Source organism: Stenotrophomonas sp. SBJS02 (assembly GCF_020428325.2).
Classification (GTDB): domain Bacteria; phylum Pseudomonadota; class Gammaproteobacteria; order Xanthomonadales; family Xanthomonadaceae; genus Stenotrophomonas; species Stenotrophomonas africana.
This window is the reverse complement of record NZ_CP109812.1, coordinates 253785-274352: the sequence shown is the minus strand read 5'-3', so window position 1 is coordinate 274352 and position 20568 is coordinate 253785. Positions and strand designations below refer to the sequence as shown.

Annotated in this window: 17 protein-coding genes and 1 riboswitch; of the genes, 8 read left to right on the top strand and 9 right to left on the bottom strand. The window is 67.1% G+C overall.

What is annotated here, in order from left to right; genetic code table 11:
• Nucleotides 1–89: 89 nt before the first annotated feature.
• Nucleotides 90–1457 (top strand): helix-turn-helix domain-containing protein, encoded by a 1368-nt coding sequence (locus tag FQS62_RS01220; RefSeq protein ID WP_226053676.1) that lies wholly within the window; start codon nt 90–92, stop codon nt 1455–1457.
• A gap of 344 nt (nt 1458–1801) precedes the next feature.
• On the opposite strand, the gene FQS62_RS01215 is transcribed toward FQS62_RS01220, so the two are convergent.
• A complete protein-coding gene (locus FQS62_RS01215; protein WP_049443629.1) occupies nt 1802–3694 on the bottom strand; it encodes a patatin-like phospholipase family protein in 1893 nt (630 codons plus the stop codon).
• 188 nt (nt 3695–3882) lie between these two features.
• Here FQS62_RS01215 and FQS62_RS01210 point away from each other — a divergent pair, with 188 nt between their 5' ends.
• From FQS62_RS01210 to pncA, 4 genes are all read left to right on the top strand, one after another.
• Nucleotides 3883–4938 (top strand): bifunctional nicotinamide-nucleotide adenylyltransferase/Nudix hydroxylase, encoded by a 1056-nt coding sequence (locus FQS62_RS01210; RefSeq protein WP_086016255.1) that lies wholly within the window; start codon nt 3883–3885, stop codon nt 4936–4938.
• Between the two features lie 64 nt (nt 4939–5002).
• On the top strand, nt 5003–6412 hold the full coding sequence (locus FQS62_RS01205; protein ID WP_154348344.1) for a nicotinate phosphoribosyltransferase: 1410 nt from the start codon (nt 5003–5005) through the stop codon (nt 6410–6412).
• A gap of 79 nt (nt 6413–6491) precedes the next feature.
• A riboswitch (cobalamin riboswitch) is annotated at nt 6492–6721 on the top strand.
• A 174-nt stretch (nt 6722–6895) separates the two neighbouring features.
• Nucleotides 6896–7567, top strand: coding sequence for an epoxyqueuosine reductase QueH (locus FQS62_RS01200; RefSeq protein WP_208043454.1), 672 nt, complete (start codon nt 6896–6898; stop codon nt 7565–7567).
• 55 nt (nt 7568–7622) lie between these two features.
• The gene (pncA, locus tag FQS62_RS01195; protein ID WP_049443635.1) at nt 7623–8249 is read left to right on the top strand and encodes a bifunctional nicotinamidase/pyrazinamidase; all 627 of its coding nucleotides are present in this window, start codon (nt 7623–7625) and stop codon (nt 8247–8249) included.
• 96 nt (nt 8250–8345) lie between these two features.
• Here the strand turns inward: pncA and purU are convergent, their stop codons facing one another.
• Nucleotides 8346–9197, bottom strand: coding sequence for a formyltetrahydrofolate deformylase (gene purU, locus FQS62_RS01190; protein ID WP_099589804.1), 852 nt, complete (start codon nt 9195–9197; stop codon nt 8346–8348).
• A 114-nt stretch (nt 9198–9311) separates the two neighbouring features.
• Here purU and FQS62_RS01185 point away from each other — a divergent pair, with 114 nt between their 5' ends.
• Nucleotides 9312–10223, top strand: a complete 912-nt coding sequence (locus FQS62_RS01185; RefSeq protein ID WP_049443637.1) for a LysR family transcriptional regulator — start codon at nt 9312–9314, stop codon at nt 10221–10223.
• Nucleotides 10224–10226: 3 nt separating this feature from the next.
• On the opposite strand, the gene FQS62_RS01180 is transcribed toward FQS62_RS01185, so the two are convergent.
• The 3 genes from FQS62_RS01180 to FQS62_RS01170 all read right to left on the bottom strand — a co-directional run bounded on the left by FQS62_RS01180 (nt 10227) and on the right by FQS62_RS01170 (nt 12756).
• Nucleotides 10227–11327, bottom strand: a complete 1101-nt coding sequence (locus FQS62_RS01180) for an NADH:flavin oxidoreductase/NADH oxidase (protein WP_080354786.1) — start codon at nt 11325–11327, stop codon at nt 10227–10229.
• Nucleotides 11328–11492: 165 nt separating this feature from the next.
• A complete protein-coding gene (locus FQS62_RS01175; protein ID WP_208043453.1) occupies nt 11493–12299 on the bottom strand; it encodes an NAD-dependent protein deacetylase in 807 nt (268 codons plus the stop codon).
• Nucleotides 12300–12354: 55 nt separating this feature from the next.
• Nucleotides 12355–12756, bottom strand: a complete 402-nt coding sequence (locus tag FQS62_RS01170; protein WP_049443640.1) for an acyl-CoA thioesterase — start codon at nt 12754–12756, stop codon at nt 12355–12357.
• Between the two features lie 152 nt (nt 12757–12908).
• On the opposite strand from FQS62_RS01170, the gene FQS62_RS01165 reads away from it, so the two are divergent.
• Nucleotides 12909–13544: a LysE family translocator gene (locus tag FQS62_RS01165; protein WP_208043452.1), complete on the top strand. Its 636-nt coding sequence runs from the start codon at nt 12909–12911 to the stop codon at nt 13542–13544.
• Nucleotides 13545–13733: 189 nt separating this feature from the next.
• Here FQS62_RS01165 and FQS62_RS01160 read toward each other — a convergent pair whose 3' ends face one another.
• Together FQS62_RS01160 and FQS62_RS01155 are read right to left on the bottom strand one after the other, a co-directional pair.
• A complete protein-coding gene (locus FQS62_RS01160; RefSeq protein ID WP_008264781.1) occupies nt 13734–14753 on the bottom strand; it encodes a ribonucleotide-diphosphate reductase subunit beta in 1020 nt (339 codons plus the stop codon).
• Between the two features lie 144 nt (nt 14754–14897).
• The gene (locus FQS62_RS01155) at nt 14898–17300 is read right to left on the bottom strand and encodes a ribonucleoside-diphosphate reductase subunit alpha (RefSeq protein WP_099589792.1); all 2403 of its coding nucleotides are present in this window, start codon (nt 17298–17300) and stop codon (nt 14898–14900) included.
• 531 nt (nt 17301–17831) lie between these two features.
• Here FQS62_RS01155 and FQS62_RS01150 point away from each other — a divergent pair.
• Nucleotides 17832–18668, top strand: coding sequence for a DUF2884 family protein (locus tag FQS62_RS01150; RefSeq protein WP_208043637.1), 837 nt, complete (start codon nt 17832–17834; stop codon nt 18666–18668).
• Between the two features lie 100 nt (nt 18669–18768).
• On the opposite strand, the gene zapE is transcribed toward FQS62_RS01150, so the two are convergent.
• Both zapE and FQS62_RS01140 read right to left on the bottom strand, forming a co-directional pair.
• Nucleotides 18769–19869: a cell division protein ZapE gene (gene zapE, locus FQS62_RS01145; RefSeq protein ID WP_057500051.1), complete on the bottom strand. Its 1101-nt coding sequence runs from the start codon at nt 19867–19869 to the stop codon at nt 18769–18771.
• On the bottom strand, nt 19866–20537 hold the full coding sequence (locus FQS62_RS01140; RefSeq protein ID WP_208043638.1) for an alpha/beta hydrolase: 672 nt from the start codon (nt 20535–20537) through the stop codon (nt 19866–19868). The genes zapE and FQS62_RS01140 overlap by 4 nt, the downstream gene beginning before the upstream one ends.
• Between the last annotated feature and the right edge of the window lie 31 nt (nt 20538–20568).

Below are 20568 nucleotides of genomic sequence, written 5' to 3'. Positions count from 1 at the left end.
ATGCTTGGCATTATTCACAGCACCCACCTCGATTTCCGGGCTGAATCCGCTTAATCTGGCCAACACGCCAGACGATTCATGTTAATTCTGTGAATTATTCAGCCACACAGCGGCAACTTGGCCTGCGCCTGCTGCGGCTGCGCGAGCAGCGTGGCTACAGCCAGGTGGACCTGGCCCGCGCCTTGGGCCTATCGGCCAGCTACCTGAACCAGATCGAGCGCAACAAGCGCCCGCTCACCCCGGCCGTGCAGAAGAAGCTGGGCGAGGTATTGGGCGATGTTTCCGCACTGTTCGACGAAGATGAGCCCGCCGCGCTGCAGGAGTCATTGGGCGAGACTCTGCGCGACCTCGGCCTGGCCGATGTCAGCGCGACCGAGCTGCGCGCCCTGGCCGGCAACCTGCCGCAGGTCAGCCGCGCGTTGCTGGACCTGCACCGCCGCCACCTGGCGCTGCGTGAGCATGCCGCCGCCCTGGAGTTCCAGCTGGGTGAACCCGGCGCCGGCAGCATCCTGCCCGCCGGTGACCAGGTGCGTGAGTTCTTCAACCGCATGCACAACCACATTCCCGAGCTGGATGAGCTGGCCGAGCGCCTGTTCGCCGAGTGGGGGCTGTCGCCCGGGCACGTGGCGCCGCGCCTGCGCCAGCTGTTGGCCGACCGCCATGGCGTGCTGGTGGAAGTGGCCGCGCTGCAGGCCGGGCGCGAGAAACGCCAGTACGACGCGGGCACGCGCCGGTTGTGGCTGCCGGACTACCTGGAGCCGGGCCAGCAGGCGTTCCAGATGGCCGCCGAGCTGGCCCTGCACGGTTACCTGCCGCAGATCGATGCGGTGGTGGCGCGTGCCGGCTTCACCGATGAGGCACGCATCGCGCAGGCGCGTATCGGCCTGTCGAACTATTTCGCCGGCGCACTGGTGATGCCGTATATGCGTTTCCTTCGGGCGGCCGAAGGCAGCAGCTACGACATCGAGCTGCTGGCGCATCAGTTCGGCGTCGGCTTCGAAGCGGTCTGCCATCGGCTGAGCACGCTGGCGCGGCGCAGTGCGCCCGGGCTGCCGTTCTTCTTCATCCGCGTGGACCGCGCCGGCAACGTGTCCAAGCGTCATTCGGCCACCGACTTCCACTTCTCGCAGGTGGGTGGATCGTGCCCGCTGTGGATCGTCTACGAGGCGTTCAACCAGCCCGGCCGCATCCTTACCCAGACCGCGCGCATGCCCGATGGCCGCCGCCATTTCTGGCTGGCGCGTCAGGTCAGCAGTGGCCCGGTGGGCCATGGCCAGCCCCGCAAGACCTTCGCGGTGGCGCTGGGCTGCGACCTGCAGCATGCCGAACGCCTGGTGTATTCGCTGGGGCTGGACGTGCAGAGCCCGGGCAACTCGGTGTCGATCGGGCCGGGTTGCCGGGTGTGCCCGCGCGAGGACTGCATGCAGCGCGCGTTCGCGCAGTTGCCGGGGAGGTAGGGGGTTTTGCAGGGCTGCGCCCTGCACCTGCCGAGGCCGAAGCAACAGCAACGGCAAAAGCTGGCATTCCGTGGAATGACGGGGTGGATCCGGTTGCGGGGGACGCCGTAAACCCGTCCTTGGGGGCTTGGCCGCGGCATCCATGCCGCGGACACCCCCGCAACCGGACCCACCCCGCCTTCGACAGTTTCCTGCCATCTGTCGGAACGACGTATTGCCCTGGTAGGTGTCGACCTTGGTCGACACGGTAGATCCACGCCATGCGTGGATGCTCTTCGATGAATGTTCGAAATCTTCGATTTCGATGGACATTCATCCACGCATGGCGTGGATCTACTACCGGGTCAGTAGATCGGCGTGACCTTCATCTGCGGCAGCGGGCGCGGTGCACCGTCGGTGAGGTCGGGACCGAGGTCCTCCCAGCTGCGGCCCTGCTCGACCATCAACCCCCACAGCTGCTGCGAGGCCAGCCGCTTGTCTTCCGAGCCCAGCTTGTACGAGGGCGGAGACGGTTCACCGCGGGCAACCATCGCGTACGCCGCGCGGTAGGCCAGCACCTGCTGCGCCGGGTCGTCGGTTCGCGCCACTTCCAGCGTGTAGCGCTGGTAGGCCGAGGCCAGGTTGCGCCAGCGGATCCAGTAGTGGTTCTCGAACGAGAACGAACAGAAGCGCGCACCGGCCAGGCTGCCCTTGTCGGCGATGCGGGTCAGCACCTCCTGCGGCATGTCCAGGTTCATGCCGCCCTCGTCGCCCTGCAGGCTGACGTGCACGATACGGTCGCGGTAGCCCGGCGCGCGCGCCTGCAGCAGATCGCGCCAGTTCTGCATGGTCGCCACCACCGCGAACAGGAAGCGACCCAGCTCGGCGGCTGCCAGTGGTGTGGCGATCGACTGGTAGGTGCGCTGCCAGCCGTGTCGGTTTTCGGTGGGCAGGAACACGGCGTGTTCCAGCGACTGGCGGCCACTGCTGCCGTGGTTCACCTCTTCGGCGTGCTGCGGGTAGACCAGATTGATGGCGAAGGTCGGCCAGCGTGGCAACGCGGCATCGAACAGATGGATCGGGAAGTTGCTGCTGATGCCACCATCGGAGAACCAGCAGATGCGGAAGGCGGTGATCACCGGACCGCAAGCCTGCCCGGCGCTGGTCAGTCCTTCCATGCTGTCGGCCACGTTGTGCTCGGGGTCGGCCGCCGGCGCGGTCGGTTCGCAGCGACGCTCGCGCCGCGAGGGCTCGTGCAGCGGCACTGCGCTGATCAACAGCGGGAAGCTCAGGCTCATGCGCGTGGCCACCAGCACCGGCAGCTGCGGGCCCGGCGGCAGGTGGTAGTACTGCCGCCCTTCCACCTCCAACGGCGGGCCGGCCTGCGTCACCAGCCACTGCACCACGCTGGCCGGGAACAGCTGCTCGAATTCCTCGCGCAGGAACCAGAACTGCGCGCCACCCAGCGGCAGCGTACGCGGCTCGTTGTGCGACACGCAGGTGGTGATCATCTGCAGGCTGATCGCATGCGGGCTGTCCGGCTCGCCGGCATAGCGCGGCGCGTCGTGCAGGTCGGCGAAGGTGAGCGGTGCATCCAGCGGCTTGCCGGACAACTGCTGCAGGCATTCGTGCAGCCACTCGGTCAGTGCCGGCGTGCGTGCATCGCGGCCGAGTCCACTGCACAGGCCCAGCAGGTTGCGCCGCGCCACACGCGCGACCCGCAGCGCGGCACCGGCTACGCCGGCACCATATGCACACAGCAGCGACGGCAGCAGCGTGGCCGCCACGCCGCTCCAACCACCGCCCCACCAGCCCAGGCCGAGCAGCAGCGCCAACGACACCAGCACTTCCAGCGGCGCGATCTCGAACACGGCAACCGCCAGGCACAGCAGCTTGTGCGGCAGGCTGGCATTGCCGGTCAGCACCACCAGCAGCCGATAGGCCGCGCGCGCGCCGCGCGCCGGCTGGAACAGGCTGTAGATGAAGCCGCGCCGCGACAGCTGCGCCGATACCGCCGACAACCCGCCATAGCCGGCATCGCCGGGCAGGTGCTCGCCGGCCTGCTGACGGCGATCACCACACGCTGCCGCAGCCGCCACCGCCGCGGCGATGGCGCCGGCCGAAGTGCCGCCGATGCTCTTGAAGCGATACTCGCGCGCCAGCGCCAGTACCGCATTGGGGTACACGATGCCGCTGGTGATGCCGCCTTTCATGACCAGATCGCAGTACTTGTCCGCCACTGTCTTGACCCCGAGCATGCCGTCCGCCGCGTGGGTACCAGTATGGCGCAGAGGCTTCTCAGGGCCTGAGAACACCACCGCAGTCCGGACAGGAATCTGCGGCGTTCAGCCGATGGCATGCCTGCAGGCTTGACCCGCCGCGCCATCGGCGTAGCATCTGCAGCAAGCCAAGGGACAGACCCGCGGCTGCCACAACGACATGAGGGATTCTCATGGAATTCGACTATCTCGTCTTCATCGGGCGATTCGAGCCCTTCCACAACGGCCACGCCGCCGTTGCCCGCTTGGCCCTGAGCCGGGCCCGCAAGCTGATCTTCCTGGTCGGTTCTGCCGATACTCCCCGCAGCCTCCGCAATCCCTGGACCGTGGCCGAACGCGCCGTGATGATCCAGGCTGCCCTCGATGGCCACACCGACCGCCTGCTGATCCGCCCGCTGCGCGACCACCTCTACAACGAAGCGCAGTGGATCGCCAACGTGCAGCGCCAGGTGGCCGAGGCCCTGCGCAACGACGGTGCCGCCGCCGATGCAAAGGTGGGCCTGATCGGCATGGACAAGGATGCCTCCAGCTATTACCTGCGCGAATTCCCGCAGTGGCCGCTGGTGGACGTGCAGCACACCGCCACCCTGTCGGCCACCGAGCTGCGGCGTTACCTGTTCGAAGCCGGCGACGTCGACTTCCACGGCGCGCTGCTGATGTTGCGTGGCAACGTGCCGGCGCCGGTGTACGACATGCTCGAAGCATTCCGCAAGAGCGCGCCTGCCTATGGCCAGCTGGTGGCCGAGTACCGCTTCATCGAACAGTACAAGGCCGCCTGGAAGGATGCGCCCTACGCGCCCACCTTCGTCACCACCGATGCGGTGGTGGTGCATTCGGGCCACGTGCTGCTGGTGCGTCGCCGTTCGGAACCCGGCAAGGGGCTGTGGGCGCTGCCCGGCGGTTTCGTCGGTCAGGAACAGAGCCTGCTCGACAGCTGCCTGCGCGAACTGCGCGAGGAAACCCGGCTGAAGATTCCGCTGCCGGTGCTGAAGGGTTCGCTGAAGGGACAGCAGGTGTTCGACCACCCGGATCGCAGCCAGCGTGGCCGCACCATCACCCACGGTTTCCACTTCGAATTCCCGGCCGGTGACCTGCCGCCGGTGCGCGGTGGCGACGATGCCGACAAGGCCCGCTGGATACCGGTAAGCGAAGCCCTGGACATGGGCCCGCAGCTGTTCGAAGACCACCTGCACATCCTGGAGTATTTCCTCGGCCGCGGCTGACCGGCCCGGCCTCCCCACTGGCGGATAGACCGCTGGTGTCACTCGACGCGAAGGAGCTTCCGTCATGCACTACCTCGATAATCTTCTCCTCAACACCGACAGCTACAAGGCCAGCCACTGGCTGCAATACCCGCCGGGTACCGATGCCACGTTCTTCTACGTCGAATCACGTGGCGGCCTGCACGATCGCACGGTGTTCTTCGGCCTGCAGGCGATCCTCAAGGACGCGCTGGCACGGCCGGTCACCCACGCCGATATCGACGACGCCGCTGCGGTGTTCGCCGCGCATGGCGAACCGTTCAACGAGGCCGGCTGGCGCGATATCGTCGACCGTCTCGGCGGCCATCTGCCGGTGCGCATCCGCGCCGTGCCCGAAGGCAGCGTGGTGCCCACCCACCAGGCACTGATGACCATCGAATCGACCGATCCGGCCGCATTCTGGGTGCCGTCGTACCTGGAAACGCTGCTGCTGCGCGTGTGGTACCCGGTCACCGTGGCCACCATCAGCTGGCATGCACGGCAGACCATTGCCGCGTTCCTGCAGCAGACCAGCGACGATCCGCAGGGGCAGCTGCCGTTCAAGCTGCACGACTTCGGCGCGCGCGGTGTCTCGAGCCTGGAATCGGCCGCGCTGGGCGGTGCCGCGCACCTGGTCAACTTCCTCGGCACCGATACGGTCTCGGCGCTGTGCCTGGCGCGCGCGCACTATCACGCGCCGATGGCCGGCTATTCGATTCCCGCCGCCGAGCACAGCACCATCACCAGCTGGGGCCGCGAGCGCGAGGTGGACGCCTACCGCAACATGCTGCGCCAGTTCGGCAAGCCCGGTGCGATCGTAGCGGTGGTGTCGGACAGCTATGACATCTACCGCGCCATCAGCGAGCACTGGGGTACCACCCTGCGCGATGAAGTGATCGCCTCCGGTGCCACCCTTGTCATCCGCCCCGACTCGGGCGACCCGGTGGAGGTGGTTGCCGAAAGCCTGCGCCGGCTGGATGAAGCCTTCGGCCACACCCTCAACAGCAAGGGCTACCGCGTGCTCAACCACGTGCGGGTGATCCAGGGCGATGGCATAAACCCGGATACCATCCGCACCATCCTGCAACGCATCACCGACGACGGCTACGCCGCTGACAACGTAGCCTTCGGCATGGGCGGTGCGCTGCTGCAGCGGCTGGACCGCGATACGCAGAAGTTCGCACTGAAGTGCTCGGCGGCGAGGGTCGAGGGTGAGTGGATCGACGTCTACAAGGATCCGGTCACCGATGCTGGCAAGACCAGCAAGCGCGGCCGCATGCGCCTGCTGCGCCGCCTGGACGATGGCAGCCTGCATACGGTGCCACTGCCGGCCAGCGGCGACGACACCCTGCCGGACGGCTTCGAAGACGCAATGGTGACCGTGTGGGAGAACGGCCGCCTGCTGCACGACCAGCGGCTGGACGATATCCGCACGCGGGCTGCCGCAGGGCATTGAAGGTGTTTCCGGGGTCGGATCCCGTTGCAGCGCAGCGGGCTCTGCCCCCTGAGCTCTTGACCCGCGCCACCAACAGGTCCACTTTGCACACGCCGAAGGTATCCCTCTCATCGCTCCGGCGCGGGGAGGGATTTAAACGGGAATCCGGTGAAGGCGCCTCGCGCGCCCATTCCGGAGCTGCCCCGCAGCGGTGAATGGAAACGAATCCTGCCAACAGCACTGGGCTCGCGCCTGGGAAGCGGCAGGTAGTAGGTGGGCTGCGGCCCGTGTCCATCAGCCCGAATACCGGCCCCGGCCGGGGGACACGACCGTTCCCTGACTCGACCTGGAATCTCCGCGGGGAGGTTGCCGGGGCCGTCGTCGTCCTGCGCGTGCAGGCCGCGCGGCCGCGCGCGTCCTGTCACGGTATCCGGCCAGACCTGTTCACCCACGCGCTGATGCATGGGCCACCGCCGTTGCCGGCGGTCCATGCGGTACCTGACGATGACCGAGCTCAAACGCCCCACCCTGACCCTGCCCGCCGACGGCAAGCGCCTGCTGCTGCATTCATGCTGCGCGCCCTGCTCCGGCGAGGTAATGGAGGCGATCACCGCCTCCGGGATCGACTACGCGATCTTCTTCTACAACCCCAACATCCATCCGGTGAAGGAATACGAACTGCGCAAGCAGGAAAACATCCGCTTCGCCGAGCAGCATGGCATTCCCTTCATCGACTGCGACTACGACACCGACAACTGGTTCAGCCGTGCCCGCGGCATGGAAAACGAGCCCGAACGCGGCATCCGCTGCACGATGTGCTTCGACATGCGTTTCGAGCGCACGGCGCTGTACGCGCACGAGCACGGCTACGACACCATCAGTTCTTCGCTGGGCATCTCGCGCTGGAAGAACATGGCGCAGATCAACGATTGCGGCATCCGCGCCGCCTCGCGCTATGAAGGCCTGCAGTACTGGGACTACAACTGGCGCAAGGGCGGCGGTGCCAGCCGCATGATCGAGATCAGCAAGCGCGAGCAGTTCTACCAGCAGGAGTACTGCGGCTGCGTGTATTCACTGCGCGATGCCAACCGCCACCGCCGCGAGAACGGCCGCGAACGGATCAAGATCGGCCTGCTGTACTACGGGCAGGACGCTGAGACGCCGCAGGGCGATTGACGTGCAGGCATGGGGCGGCCACGCTGGTCGCCCCTTCTGTTGTACCGGAACTGCCATGACCGCCCTGCCCGCCGATGTCGCCCTGCTGGTGATCGACCTGCAGCCGGACTTCATGCCCGGCGGTGCGCTGGCCTGCGACCAGGGCGATGCGCTGGTGGCACCGATTGCCGATCTGCTGGCGCAGCGCCGCTACCGCACCGTGGTGGCAACACAGGACTGGCACCCGGCCGACCATGCCTCGTTCGCCAGCCAGCACCCCGGCCAACGCCCCTTCGAGACCATCCTGCTGCATGCGCAGCCGCAGACCCTGTGGCCGGACCACTGCGTGCAGGGCAGCGCCGGTGCCGCCCTGCACCCGGACGTAGACTGGACCGTGGCCGACCTGATCCTGCGCAAGGGCACGCGCCAACAGGTGGATTCGTACAGCGCGTTCCGCGAGAACCATGGCCCTGACGGCGAGCGCCCGGCCACCGGCCTGGCCGGCTGGCTGCACGAACGCCGCATCCGCGAAGTGCACGTATGCGGCCTGGCCCGTGACTACTGCGTGCTGTGGAGCGCGCAGGACGCAGTGAAGTCCGGCTTCCGGGTGAAGTTCCTGTGGGAGCTGACCCGGCCGGTGACCGAGGCCAACGACGCGATGGTGCGCGAGGCGCTGGGCAAGGCGGGGATCGCGATCATCTGAGTTGCCCTGTAGAGCGAGCATGCTCGGCTCATCCGTCAGATTCACGGCATTGGGCCGAACTGCAGCCGAGCATGGCTCGGCTCTACAGAAAGGCACCTACCGGAACACCACCGTGCGATGCCCGTTGAGCAGGATGCGGTGCTCCACATGGCGGCGAACCGCGCGTGCCAGCACCAGCGATTCGGTATCGCTGCCCAGCCGCACCAGCTCGCGCGGTGCCATCGCGTGGTCCACGCGGGCCACGTCCTGTTCGATGATCGGGCCTTCGTCCAGGTCCTCGGTGACGTAGTGCGCGGTGGCGCCGATGATCTTGACCCCGCGCGCGTGTGCCTGGTGGTACGGCTGCGCGCCCTTGAAGCTGGGCAGGAAGCTGTGGTGGATGTTGATCGCGCGTCCAGCCAGCGCGCGGCAAAGCGTGGGTGACAGGATCTGCATGTAGCGCGCCAGCACCACCAGGTCGATGCGTTCGCGCTCGACCAGGTCGATGATCTGCTGCTCCTGCACCGCGCGTGTATCGGCGGTCACCGGCAGGTGGTGGAACGGCACCTGGTAGGACGCCGCCAGCGGCGCGAAGTCGGCGTGGTTGGACGCCACCGCCGCGATGTCCACCTTCAGCTGGCCACTGTGGGCGCGGAACAGCAGATCGTTGAGGCAGTGGCCCTGCTTGCTGACCAGCACCAGCAGGCGCGCGCGGCGTCGGCCATCGTGCAGCTGCCAATCCATGCCGAAGCCCTCGGCGAGCGTGGCCATGGCCGCGTGCACGGTCTCCAGCGGCAGGCCGGCATCGCGGTCGAAGTGCACGCGCAGGAAGAAGCGGCCACTTTCCTCATCACCGAACTGCTGGGCGTCGAGGATGTTGCAGCCGTGGTCGAACAGCATGCCGGACACGCGGTAGACGATGCCGGTGCGGTCGGGGCAGGACAGGGTAAGAATGGAATCGGGGCGCATCGCCACAGTGTAGGGCAGCGCCCTGCCCAGCGGCCGGATGATCACGGATGCAACCGACCTGCTTGGTTCAGTCCCAAGCGATACTTTGGACTCCCCGTGGCAAGCTGGTCGGTCATGAACCTGTTGCAACTGATCCGCAGCTTCACCCGCACCGCAGAGACCGGCAGCATTGCCGCCGCGGCCCGCATCCTTGGCATCAGCGCCACCGCAGTCGGTCAGAACATCAACCGTCTGGAGGCCCACCTGGGCGTACGGTTGCTGAACCGAAGCACGCGGCAGCTGGCCCTCAGCGAGGCCGGCGCGCTGTACCTGGCGCAGGTGCGCCACATCGAAGCCGACCTGGCGCGCGCGCAGGCGATGGTCACCTCCGGTGACATCGAACCGGCGGGGCCGCTGCGCATCGCCGGCAGCAGCGCCTTCGGTCGCCACGTGCTGGCACCGTTGCTGCCTTCGCTGCAGCAACGCTACCCGCAGCTGCAGCTGGAGCTGCGCCTGACCGACCGCGCCGTGCAGCATGGTCCTGAGGCGGTGGACGCCAGCATCCGCATCGGGGCGCAGCTGGAGGACGGCGTTGTCGCACGGCAGCTGGCACGCGTGCCCTTCGTGTTCTGTGCCTCACCGGCCTACCTGAAGGCACACGGCACGCCGAAGCAGCCCTCCGAGCTGAGCGGTCATCGCGGGCTGCTGCACCGCTTCCCCACCGATGGCCGGCCGCTGCGCTGGGGCCTGCTGAAGGATGGACAGCGCGTGGACGCCGCGCTGCCGCCGAGCATGGTCTGCGATGACATCGATGCACTGGCAACGCTGGCCGCGGCCGGTGCCGGCATCACCCGGCTGGCCGCCTTCGTGGCCGAGCCGTACCTGCGCGATGGTCGCCTGCAGGCGGTGTTCGGCGCCGACACTGGATGGCGCCCGGAGCCGATGGAGGTCTATTTCTGCGTCAGCGACCGCCGCGATTTCACCGCCAAGATCCGCGCGCTGTTCGAGCACCTGCAGGCCGGCATGGCGCCGGCCTGGCGGGTGTGAACCTCAGCGCGTCTTGAACACGCCGCGCGCATCGCGCGGCTCGCAGCGCAGGTACTGCGGCGCCGGTTCCACGCTGTCGCGCAGCGCGGCGGCGGCATGCCACGGCCAGCGCGGGTCGTAGAGAATGCCGCGCGCCAAGGCCACAGCATCGGCGTGGCGATGGCGCAGGATCGATTCGGCCTGCTCGGGCTCGGTGATCATGCCCACGGCGATGACCGGCATGCGCACCTTGGCCTTGATCGCTGCTGCGAACGGTACCTGGTAGCCCGGACCGACGGTGATCTTCTGGCGCTCGTCCAGGCCGCCGCTGGAGACATGCAGGAAATTGCAGCCGCGCGCGTCCAGCACCTGGGCCAGCGCTTCGCTCTGCACCAGATCCCAACCGCCATCGACCCAGTCGCTGGCGGAAATACGCACGCCCACCGCGACCTTGTCGGACACCGCCGCACGCACCGCATCGAACACTTCCACCAGCAGGCGCAGGCGGTTCGGCAGCGAGCCACCGTAGCCATCGGTGCGGTGGTTGCTCAGCGGCGACAGGAACTGGTGCAGCAGATAACCGTGCGCGGCATGCAGCTCGATCAGCTCGAAGCCCAGGCGCTCGGCGCGCACCGCGCTGGCGGCGAAGGCGGCGATGACCTCGGCGATGCCGGCCTCATCCAGTTCCTGCGGTGCCGGGTCGGCGGCATGGAACGGCAGCGGCGACGGCGCCACGGTGGCCCAGCCACGCGCGTCATCGGCCGGCAGCTGGCCACCACCGTCCCACGGGCGGTTCACAGAGGCCTTGCGGCCGGCATGGCCCAGCTGGATGCCCAGCGGCATCGGCGACCAGCGGCGGACGCTGGCCAGCACCTGTGCCAGTGCGGCTTCGGTACCGTCGTCCCACAGGCCCAGGTCGGCCCAGCTGATGCGGCCGCGCGGTTCGACGGCAGTGGCTTCCAGGATCAGCAGGCCGGCACCGGACTGCGCCAGGTTGCCCAGATGCATGGCGTGCCAGTCGCTGGCGCGGCCGTCTTCGGCGGAATACTGGCACATCGGCGCGATGACGATGCGGTTGGACAGGGTCAGGGGGCCGAACGAGATCGGCGAAAACAGCTGGGTCACGGCGATGCGGGGGACAGGCGGATGGAGGGGGCGTATTGCACCGCCGCACGGCCTGCGAATCAACCGTCTGGATGGATCGCTGTTTCGCGCGGCCTGCTGAAGCCGAGCGTGGGCTCGGCTCTACAGAAACCAACAACCCCTTGTAGAGCCGAGCCCGCGCTCGGCTCAGCCCGCCACCCAACCGGCCAACGCCTCGGCGCAATCGCGCTCGTCCTTGAACTGCAGCAGGTCGTCGGCACGGGTGCGGCCACGGTTCAGCGCCGCCACCGGCAGCCCTGCCCTGGCCGCGGCCTGCACGAAGCGGAAGCCGGAATAGACCATCAGCGACGAGCCCACCACCAGCACGGCGTCGGCCTGCTGCAGGTGCTCATGCACCGTCGCCACGCGTTCGCGCGGCACGTTCTCGCCGAAAAACACCACGTCCGGCTTCATCACGCCGCCGCAATGCGGGCAGTCGGGCACCACGAACGTGGAGAAATCCGTCTCCAGGTCGGCGTCGCCATCCGGGGCGACGCCGGCCTGCAGCGCGTCCCAGCCTGGGTTGGCGTCCAGCAGGCGCTGCTGGAATTCCTCGCGGCCACTGCGGCGCTCGCAGCCCATGCAGCGCACAAGGTCCAGGCGGCCATGCAGGTCGATCACGTTGTGGCTGCCGGCGCGCTGGTGCAGGCCGTCCACATTCTGGGTCAGCAGCACCTGCAGCTTGCCCCGGCGTTCCAGGGCAGCCAGGGCCTGGTGGGTGCCGTTGGGCCGGGCCAGGCCGAAGCGCGGCCAGCCCAGCAGGCTGCGCGCCCAGTAGCGCTGGCGGGTGGCCGCCTCGCCCATGAAGGCCTGGTAGGTCACCGGCGGCGTGCGTTTCCACTGACCGTCGGTATCGCGGTAATCGGGAATGCCCGAGGCGGTGCTGCAGCCGGCGCCGGTCAGCACGAACAGGCGCTGGGCGCGGTCGATGAAGTCGGTCAGTGGCGGGGTCATGGCTGCCAGATGGGGGCGCGGCCGTGCCCCCGCAAGCGCAGGTTCAGCCGGCGGATCAGGCCGCCGGCAGCGGCGGCACCGCGATCGGGTGGCCTTCCTCGTCCAGCGCGATCATCACGAAGTGGCCGCGGGTGCACAGCTTGCGCTCGCCGCTGTGCAGGTCTTCGGCGATCAGTTCCACCTCGACCTTCATCGAGCTGCGGCCGACTTCGACGATGCGGCCGATGGTTTCCACCATCTGGCCGATGCGGATCGGCAGCTTGAAGTCGACCTGGTCGCTGCGCGCGGTCACCACGGTACGGCGCGAGTAACGGGCGGCGGCCAGGAAGGCGGCCTTGTCCATCCAGGCCAGCGCCTGGCCACCGAACAGGGTGCCAAGGTGGTTGGTGTGATTGGGAAAGACGATTTCGGCCATGCGCACTTCGGTGGGCGGCACGGTCTCGGCGATCGGGGTCATGGGGGTGCTTCGGTGTGGGGTGCTGCGGATTCTAAGCGACCGGCGTGATGGCCATCGGAATGCACGTGCAACGGTCACCCGGCAGCGGTGCCCGCGCAGGCCGCGCCTGCGGCAGGCGTTACACTGCGCCACGCCCACTGCCAGGACCGCCCATGCCTGCCACTTCCGACCTGCTGGCCTTTGCGCTGGTTTCGCTGGCCATGGTGCTCACGCCCGGGCCGAACATGATCTACGTCATCTCGCGTTCGATCTGCCAGGGACCGATGGCCGGGCTGATCTCGCTGGGTGGGGTGGCGTTGGGCTTTGTCTTCTACATGCTGTGCGCGGCACTGGGCATCACCGCCCTGCTGATGACTGTGCCGTTCGCCTACGACGCGCTGCGCATCGGTGGCGCGCTGTACCTGCTGTACCTGGCCTGGCAGGCACTCAAGCCCGGCGGCCGTTCGCCGCTTGCAGTGCGTGACCTGCCGCAGGACAGCCCGCGCAAGTTGTTCACCATGGGCTTCCTGACCAATCTGCTGAACCCGAAAGTGGCGGTGATGTACCTGTCGCTGCTGCCGCAGTTCCTGCACCCGGACAGCGAAGGCAGCGTGCTGATGCAATCGATCGTGCTGGGCTCCACCCAGATCCTGGTCAGTGTCAGCGTGAACGGCGTGATCGCGCTGACCGCCGGCAGCATCGCCGGATTCCTGGCCGCGCGCCCCACCTGGCAGATGGTGCAGCGCTGGCTGATGGGCACGGTGCTGGCCGGGCTGGCGGTGCGCATGGCGGTGGAAGGGCGGCGCTGATTGTAGCGTCGAGCTTGCTCGACTGCTTTGCGCGAACGGCAGTCGAGCAAGCTCGACGCTACAAAGGCCCGCGTGCAGCATGACGGCCGGTAGCACCAGGCAGGCTCCGCCGGGCATGGCCCGGCGCCACCAACAAAAAACCCCGGCGTTGGCCGGGGTTTTTCGTTGCGACAGGCCTGACCGGTTCGATCAGAAGTTCATGTCGAAGGCGACTTCGCCCTGCACGCCGACCTGGTAGGCCGAGACGCGGCGTTCGAAGAAGTTGGTCAGTTCCTGCACGTCCTGCAGTTCCATGAACGGCAGCGGGTTGCGCACGTTGTACTTCTTTTCCATGCCCAGCTTGGCGAAGTGCTGGTCGGCACAGTGCTGCAGGTACTGGCGCATGTCGCGGGTCGAGATGCCGGCCACGCCGCCGGACAGCACGTCCTCGGCGAACTGCACTTCGCATTCGATGGCTTCGGCCAGCATGTCGTAGACCTGCTGCTTCATCTCGTCATCGAACAGGTCCGGCTCTTCCTCACGCACCACGCGCACCGATTCGAACGCGAACTCCATGTGCGCGCTCTCGTCGCGGAACACCCAGTTGGTGCCCGAGGCCAGGCCCGGCAGCAGGCCGCGCGAACGGAAGTAGTACACGTAGGCAAACGCCGCGAAGAAGAACAGGCCTTCGATGCAGGCGGCGAAGCAGATCTGGTTCAGCAGGAACTGGCGGCGCTCGGCACGGGTCTCGATGCGCTTCAGGTCCTGGATCGAGTCGATCCACTTGAAGCAGAAATCGGCCTTCTTCTTGATCGAGTCGATGTTCTCCACCGCGGCGAAGGCTTTGACGCGCTCTTCCGGATCCGGCAGGTAGTTGTCGAGCAGGGTCAGGTAGAACTGCACGTGCAGCGCTTCTTCATACAGCTGGCGCGACAGGTACATGCGCGCTTCGGGCGCGTTCAAGTGCTGGTACAGGTTCAGCACCAGATTGTTGGACACGATCGAGTCGCCGGTGGCGAAGAACGCGACCAGGCGGTGGATCAGGTGACGCTCACCCGGCGACATCTTGCTGTGCAGGTCGGTGATGTCGATCTGGAAGTTGATCTCTTCCACCGTCCAGGTGTTCTTGATCGCGTTCCGGTACATGTCATAGAACTGCGGGTAGCGCATCGGGCGCAGGGTCAGTTCAAAACCGGGATCGAGCAGCATCTGCTTGGGCTTGTCGGCCATGGGTGCTTCCTTGAATTCCTGGGTGAGCCGCCGGGCATGGCCCGGCGCTACCGTGGGTGTTTTTCCGCAGCCGAGCATGGCTCGGCTCTAAAGGTGCGAGGTGTTCGAGTGCCGACCAACGGTCGGCACCCACCGCGCGGTGTCTTACTGGCAGGCCTCGCAGGCTTCCGGGTTTTCCAGCGAGCAGGCGATGGCTTCGTCCGGGCTGAACACCTTGGCCGGCGCGGCAGCGCTCACCGTGGTCTTGGCGATCTTGGTGGCCGGGCGCGAACGCAGGTAGTAGGTGGTCTTGATGCCCTGCTTCCAGGCGTACATGTACATGGAGGACATCGCGCCGATGTTCGGGCTTTCCATGAACAGGTTGAGCGAGGCCGACTGGTCGATGAAGGCGCCGCGCTCGGCGGCCATGTCGATCAGCGAACGCATCGGCAGCTCCCACGCGGTGCGGTAGACCTCGCGCAGCGTTTCCGGAATCTGTGCCACGCCGGCGATGGAACCTTCGGCCAGCTTGATGGCGTCGCGCATGTCGGCGGTCCACAGGCCCAGCTTCTTCAACTCGTTCACCAGGTAACGGTTGACCTGCAGGAAGTCACCGGACAGGGTCTCGCGCTTGAACAGGTTGGACACCTGCGGCTCGACGCACTCGTAGCAACCGGCGATCGAGGCGATGGTCGCGGTCGGTGCGATCGCGATCATCAGCGAGTTGCGCAGGCCGTGTTCCTTGATACGTGCACGCAGGGCATCCCAGCGTGCGGTGTCTTCCGGCACCACGTTCCAGGCGTCGAACTGCAGTTCGCCGCTGGCGGCACGGGTGTCGTTGAACGACGGGTGCTTGCCGCGTTCCTGGGCCAGCTCGCAGGAGGTTTCCAGCGCGTGGAAGTAGATCGCTTCGGCAATCTTCTTCGACAGGGCGCGGGCTTCGGCGCTGTCGAACGGCAGGCGCTTGCGGAAGAACACGTCCTGCAGGCCCATGCAGCCCAGGCCGACCGGACGCCAGCGCAGGTTGGCGCGGCGGGCAGTTTCGATCGGGTAGAAGTTCAGATCGATGACGCGGTCGAGCTGGCGCACGGCCAGGCGCACGGTCTCGGCCAGCTTCTCGAAGTCGAACTCGTTGTGCTCGTCGAAGTGGTTGCCCAGGTTGATCGAACCCAGGTTGCACACTGCGGTTTCATCGTTGGAGGTGACTTCCAGGATTTCCGTGCACAGGTTGGACAGGTGGATCACGTTGCCCGGACGCAGGGTCTGGTTGCTGGCGCGGTTGCACTTGTCCTTGAAGGTCATCCAGCCGTTGCCGGTCTCGGCCAGCGTACGCATCATGCGGGCGTACAGCTTGCGCGCGGAGATGGTGCGGTTGGCCTTGCCCTGGGCTTCGGCCTGCAGGTAGGCGGCCTCGAAGGCTTCGCCGAACAGGTCGGTGAACTCCGGCACGACGCGCGGATCGAACAGCGACCATTCCTGGTCGGCCTCGACACGCTTCATGAACAGGTCCGGCACCCAGTTGGCCAGGTTCAGGTTGTGCGCACGGCGGGCTTCGTCACCGGTGTTGTCACGCAGTTCGAGGAAGTCCTCGATGTCGGCGTGCCAGGTTTCCAGGTACACGCAGGCTGCGCCCTTGCGCTTGCCGCCCTGGTTCACCGCGGCCACGGACGAATCCATGGTCTTCAGCCACGGCACGATGCCGTTGGAGTGGCCGTTGGTCGACTTGATGAGCGAGCCACGCGAACGCACGCGGGTGTAGCTGACGCCGATGCCGCCGGAGAACTTCGACAGCTGGGCGATGTCGCCGTACTTGGAATAGATCGACTCCAGCGAGTCCTGCGGCGAATCCAGCAGGAAGCACGAGGACAGCTGCTCGTGGGTGGTGCCGGAGTTGAACAGGGTCGGGCTGGACGGCAGGTAGTCCAGGTTGCCCATGCGCTTGTACAGCGCCAGGGTCTCGGACACGTCCTCGCTCAGCGCGCTGGCGATGCGCAGGAAGAACTGCTGCGGGGTCTCGATCACCTTGCGGGTGTGCGGGTGGCGCAGCAGGTAGCGGTCGTACAGGGTACGCAGGCCGAAGTAATCGAAGTTCAGGTCCAGCGAGATGTCGATGGCATCGTTGAGCTTGCGTGCGTTGGTCTGCACGAAGTTCAGCAGGCGGTCGTTGATCAGGCCGACTTCATGGCCACGGCTGACCGACTGCGAGAAGGCATAGATTTCCTGGCCCGAGACTTCCTTGGCGATGTAGTTGGCCAGCAGGCGCGCGGCGAGGCGGCCGTACTCGGGCTCTTCACCGATCAGCAGGGCGGCGGTGCGGATGGACAGTTCGTCCAGCTCGCGGGTGGTGGCGCCGTTGTACAGGCCGGAAATGGTGCGGGTGGCCACGCGCATCGGATCGACGGCGTGCAGGCCTTCGGAGGAACGCTGCACCGCGCGCACGATCTTGTTCAGGTCAACCAGTTCGGTGGTCCCGTTGCGCTTGGTCACACTCATCGCGTTGGCCGTCGGCGGCGACGTCAACAGGAATTCGCTTTCCTTCTCGATGGTGGCGCTGGATTCGGTGCTCACGGCGTATGTCCTCTTGGCGTGATTTGGGGGTGCTCGATGCATCGGGGTGACGCAGCCCGGGACATGACGGCCCAGGATGGCAGGACGGCGTCGCAGGGGATGAGACCCTGCGCCTGCCACTGCCGTTGACGACCGCGGATGGGAACCCCGGGCAACCCCTGGAATTGGGGTTGCTGCGACCGACGGCCACAAGATAGTGGGGGTAAAGGGGTCCGTCAACGCCAAATGTAGTGAAATTCGGCAATCCCTTGCGCCGCAAGGATCGTGCCATCGGCGCCCGGATCAGACGCTTCAGACCTGCCGGAACGGGCTGCGCAGTCAAGCCCGAAAGGCGTCATTGCGGTGGTACAACGCACCGCGAAAACGGAACAATGACAGCTTCACATGACAGTGATGAAACTGGCTAGGGACAACCCTGTGGATAGGTGGTGGGCATCCAGTGGGAATCCGGTGGACGGGTGACTTCCGGCCGGTGACGCGCTCGGACGGGCGGCGGATGCTGGCCGCTCGCTCCCGGAAAAGGACGCTCCGATGCACCTGCGGTTGCCCGCGCTGGCCCTGCTGCCTGCCCTGTTCATTGCCCCGGCGCTGGCCGCCGAAGGGCCGGACCTGCGTTCGGACCAGTGCGGCATCCATACCGACTATGACGTGCTGGTGGACAGCGGCGGCATCTGGCTGCGGCATGGCCCGCAGGCGCCGCATGAAGTGGTGTTCCACGACGGCGAGCTGAGCCTGGACGGCAGGATGGTCACGGTCAGCGCCGCCGACGCCGCCCGCCTGCGGCAGCTGGAGGCCGGTGCCCGCCAGCTGATGCCGGCGGCCACCGCGCTGGCCCACGAAGTCTCCGGGGTCACCTTCGATGCGTTGGACGCCGCCTTCGAGGCCATCACCGGCACGTCCCGCAATCGCCAGATGCGTGCGATGCGCGGCGAGATGCAGGACTGGATCGACGCCAGCCTGGGCCGAGGCTACTGGGAGCAGGAGACGTTCGGCGACGGCTTCGACGCGCACATCGAGCAGATGGCCGAGACAATGGCCGGGTCGATGACCCGCAGCGTGCTGTGGCAGGTGTTCACCGGCCGCGCCGGCGCCATGGAGCGCCGTGCCGACCGCCTCGATGCCGAAGTCGACCGCCGCATGGAAGCGCGCAGCCAGCAGCTGGAAGCCAAAGCAATGGCCCTGTGCCCGCTGGTGCAGTCACTGGCGCAGGCCCACGATGCGCTGGAAGTGCGTTACCAGGGACAGCCGCTGCGGCTGCTGGAGCGCGGCGAGAGCGTACGGGTGGAGCACGGCAGCGGTTCGGGGCTGCATGTGTCGGCCGGGCCGGATGAGCGGCCGCGCGGGAATGCCGTTGCACCCTCCCGATAACTGCGCGGCGCTGCTGTAGAGCCGAGCCCATGCTCGGCTCCTTTTCGGCACATCATGCAGAAGCAGCCGAGCGTGGGCTCGGCTCTACAGTAAACCACCCTCACGCCCGGTGCGGGGTACCCAGGTACTCGGCGCTTTGCATCTCGATCAGGCGCGAGGCGGTGCGCTCGAACGCGCCCTGCAGCCGCTGGCCGGTGTACAGCTCGATCGGCGAGGTGCTGGCGGTGCAGACCAGGTTGACGTGGCGGTCGTACAGCTCGTCGATCAGGTTGACGAAACGGCGCGCGGCATCTTCGTTCAGGCGGTCGAAGGCGGGGATGCCGCCCAGCAGCACCGTGTTGAACTCGTGCGCAATCTCGATGTAATCCGAGGGCCCGCGCGGGCCTTCGCACAGCGCGGCGAAATCGAACCAGGCAATGCTCTTGCCGCGGCCACGCACCGGGATCTTGCGGCCCTCGATCTCGATGTTGCCGGGCTTGGCCGGCTGGCCGCCGCTCAATTCGTTCCAACGCGTGGCCAGCCAGTCGTCGCTGTCGGCCGCCAGCGGTGCGCGGTATACCGGCGAGCGGGTCAGCGCGCGCATGCGATAGTCCTCGGTACCTTCGGCGTACAGCTCCACGCAGAAGCGCTGCAGCAGGCCGATGGCCGGCAGGAAGCTCTCGCGCTGCAGGCCGTTGAGGTACAGGTTCTCCACCGCGGTGTTGGAGGTGGTGACCAGGGTCACGCCCTCGGCAAACAGGCGCTCCAGCAGCCGCGCCAGCAGCATCGCATCGCCGATGTCGGTGACGAAGAATTCATCCAGCACCAGCACGCGCAGGTTGCTGCGCCATTCCTGGGCGATCTTCGCCAGCGGGTCGCTCTGGCCCTGGTGCTCGCGCAGGCGCTCGTGGATGCTGCGCATGAAACGATGGAAATGGGTGCGGTACTTCTGCTTGATCGGCAGCCCGTCGTAGAACAGGTCCACCAGGAAAGTCTTGCCGCGGCCGACGCCGCCCCAGAAGTACAGGCCCTTGACCGGCTCGGGCTTCTTCCAGAACGAGGACAGGCGGTCCAGCCAACCGTCCTCGGCACTATCCAGCAGGCCCAGGTGGATGCGGTCCAGCTCGGCCAGCGCCGCATGCTGGGCCGGGTCGTTCTGCCAGTCGCCACGGGCAACCCCTTCCGCGTACCGCTGCGACGGGGTCAACTCGGTTGCACTCATGCCGCCGCGCCCAGCCAGTGCTTGACGCCGTGGGTCAGTGCGCCGCGCAGATCGATCAGCTTGCGGTGGAAGAAATGGCTGGTCTCGGGCATGCGCACCAGCTCATGCGGGAAATCCAGCGTGTCCAGCCACTGGTAGACGGCCTGCGGGTCGACGATCTCGTCCTGCTCGCCCTGGATCACCAGCCAGCGCGCCGGCGGTGCGATGCCATCGAAATCCCAGCGGCCGGCCGGCGGCGCGATCGAGATCAGCGCTTCGGGCTGCAACTCGCCCGCGGCCTTCAGCGACACGAACGAACCGAAGCTGAAACCGGCCAGCCACAGGCGGTCGTCCGGACGCTGGCTGCGCACCCAGGCGGCGACGGCCTTCAGGTCATCCTGCTCGCCCACGCCGTGGTCGAACTCACCGGCCGAACCACCCACGCTGCGGAAGTTGAAGCGCACCGTGGCGATACCCAGCTCGCGCAGGGTGCTGGCGGTCATGGTGACCACCTTGTTGTGCAGCGTGCCGCCCTCGGTGGACAGCGGATGGCAGACGATGGCCACGATCGGCTGCACCGGCACATCGGCCTTGGGCAGGTCGACGACCACTTCCAGCGGGCCGGCCGGGCCGTCCAGTTCGAGGCAGGCGGTTTCGCCAGGGGCGACGGGGAACGAAGGCTTGTGCATGGCACCATGATACCGTCCCCTGCCCCTGCCC

Coding starts and splice junctions, on each gene's coding strand:
- FQS62_RS01215 (WP_049443629.1), bottom strand. CDS start 3,694: ATGCTCGGGGTCAAGACAGTGGCGGACAAGTACTGCGATCTGGTCATG.
- FQS62_RS01205 (WP_154348344.1), top strand. CDS start 5,003: ATGCACTACCTCGATAATCTTCTCCTCAACACCGACAGCTACAAGGCC.
- FQS62_RS01200 (WP_208043454.1), top strand. CDS start 6,896: ATGACCGAGCTCAAACGCCCCACCCTGACCCTGCCCGCCGACGGCAAG.
- pncA (WP_049443635.1), top strand. CDS start 7,623: ATGACCGCCCTGCCCGCCGATGTCGCCCTGCTGGTGATCGACCTGCAG.
- purU (WP_099589804.1), bottom strand. CDS start 9,197: ATGCGCCCCGATTCCATTCTTACCCTGTCCTGCCCCGACCGCACCGGC.
- FQS62_RS01185 (WP_049443637.1), top strand. CDS start 9,312: ATGAACCTGTTGCAACTGATCCGCAGCTTCACCCGCACCGCAGAGACC.
- FQS62_RS01175 (WP_208043453.1), bottom strand. CDS start 12,299: ATGACCCCGCCACTGACCGACTTCATCGACCGCGCCCAGCGCCTGTTC.
- FQS62_RS01170 (WP_049443640.1), bottom strand. CDS start 12,756: ATGACCCCGATCGCCGAGACCGTGCCGCCCACCGAAGTGCGCATGGCC.
- FQS62_RS01165 (WP_208043452.1), top strand. CDS start 12,909: ATGCCTGCCACTTCCGACCTGCTGGCCTTTGCGCTGGTTTCGCTGGCC.
- FQS62_RS01160 (WP_008264781.1), bottom strand. CDS start 14,753: ATGGCCGACAAGCCCAAGCAGATGCTGCTCGATCCCGGTTTTGAACTG.
- FQS62_RS01150 (WP_208043637.1), top strand. CDS start 17,832: ATGCACCTGCGGTTGCCCGCGCTGGCCCTGCTGCCTGCCCTGTTCATT.
- zapE (WP_057500051.1), bottom strand. CDS start 19,869: ATGAGTGCAACCGAGTTGACCCCGTCGCAGCGGTACGCGGAAGGGGTT.
- FQS62_RS01140 (WP_208043638.1), bottom strand. CDS start 20,537: ATGCACAAGCCTTCGTTCCCCGTCGCCCCTGGCGAAACCGCCTGCCTC.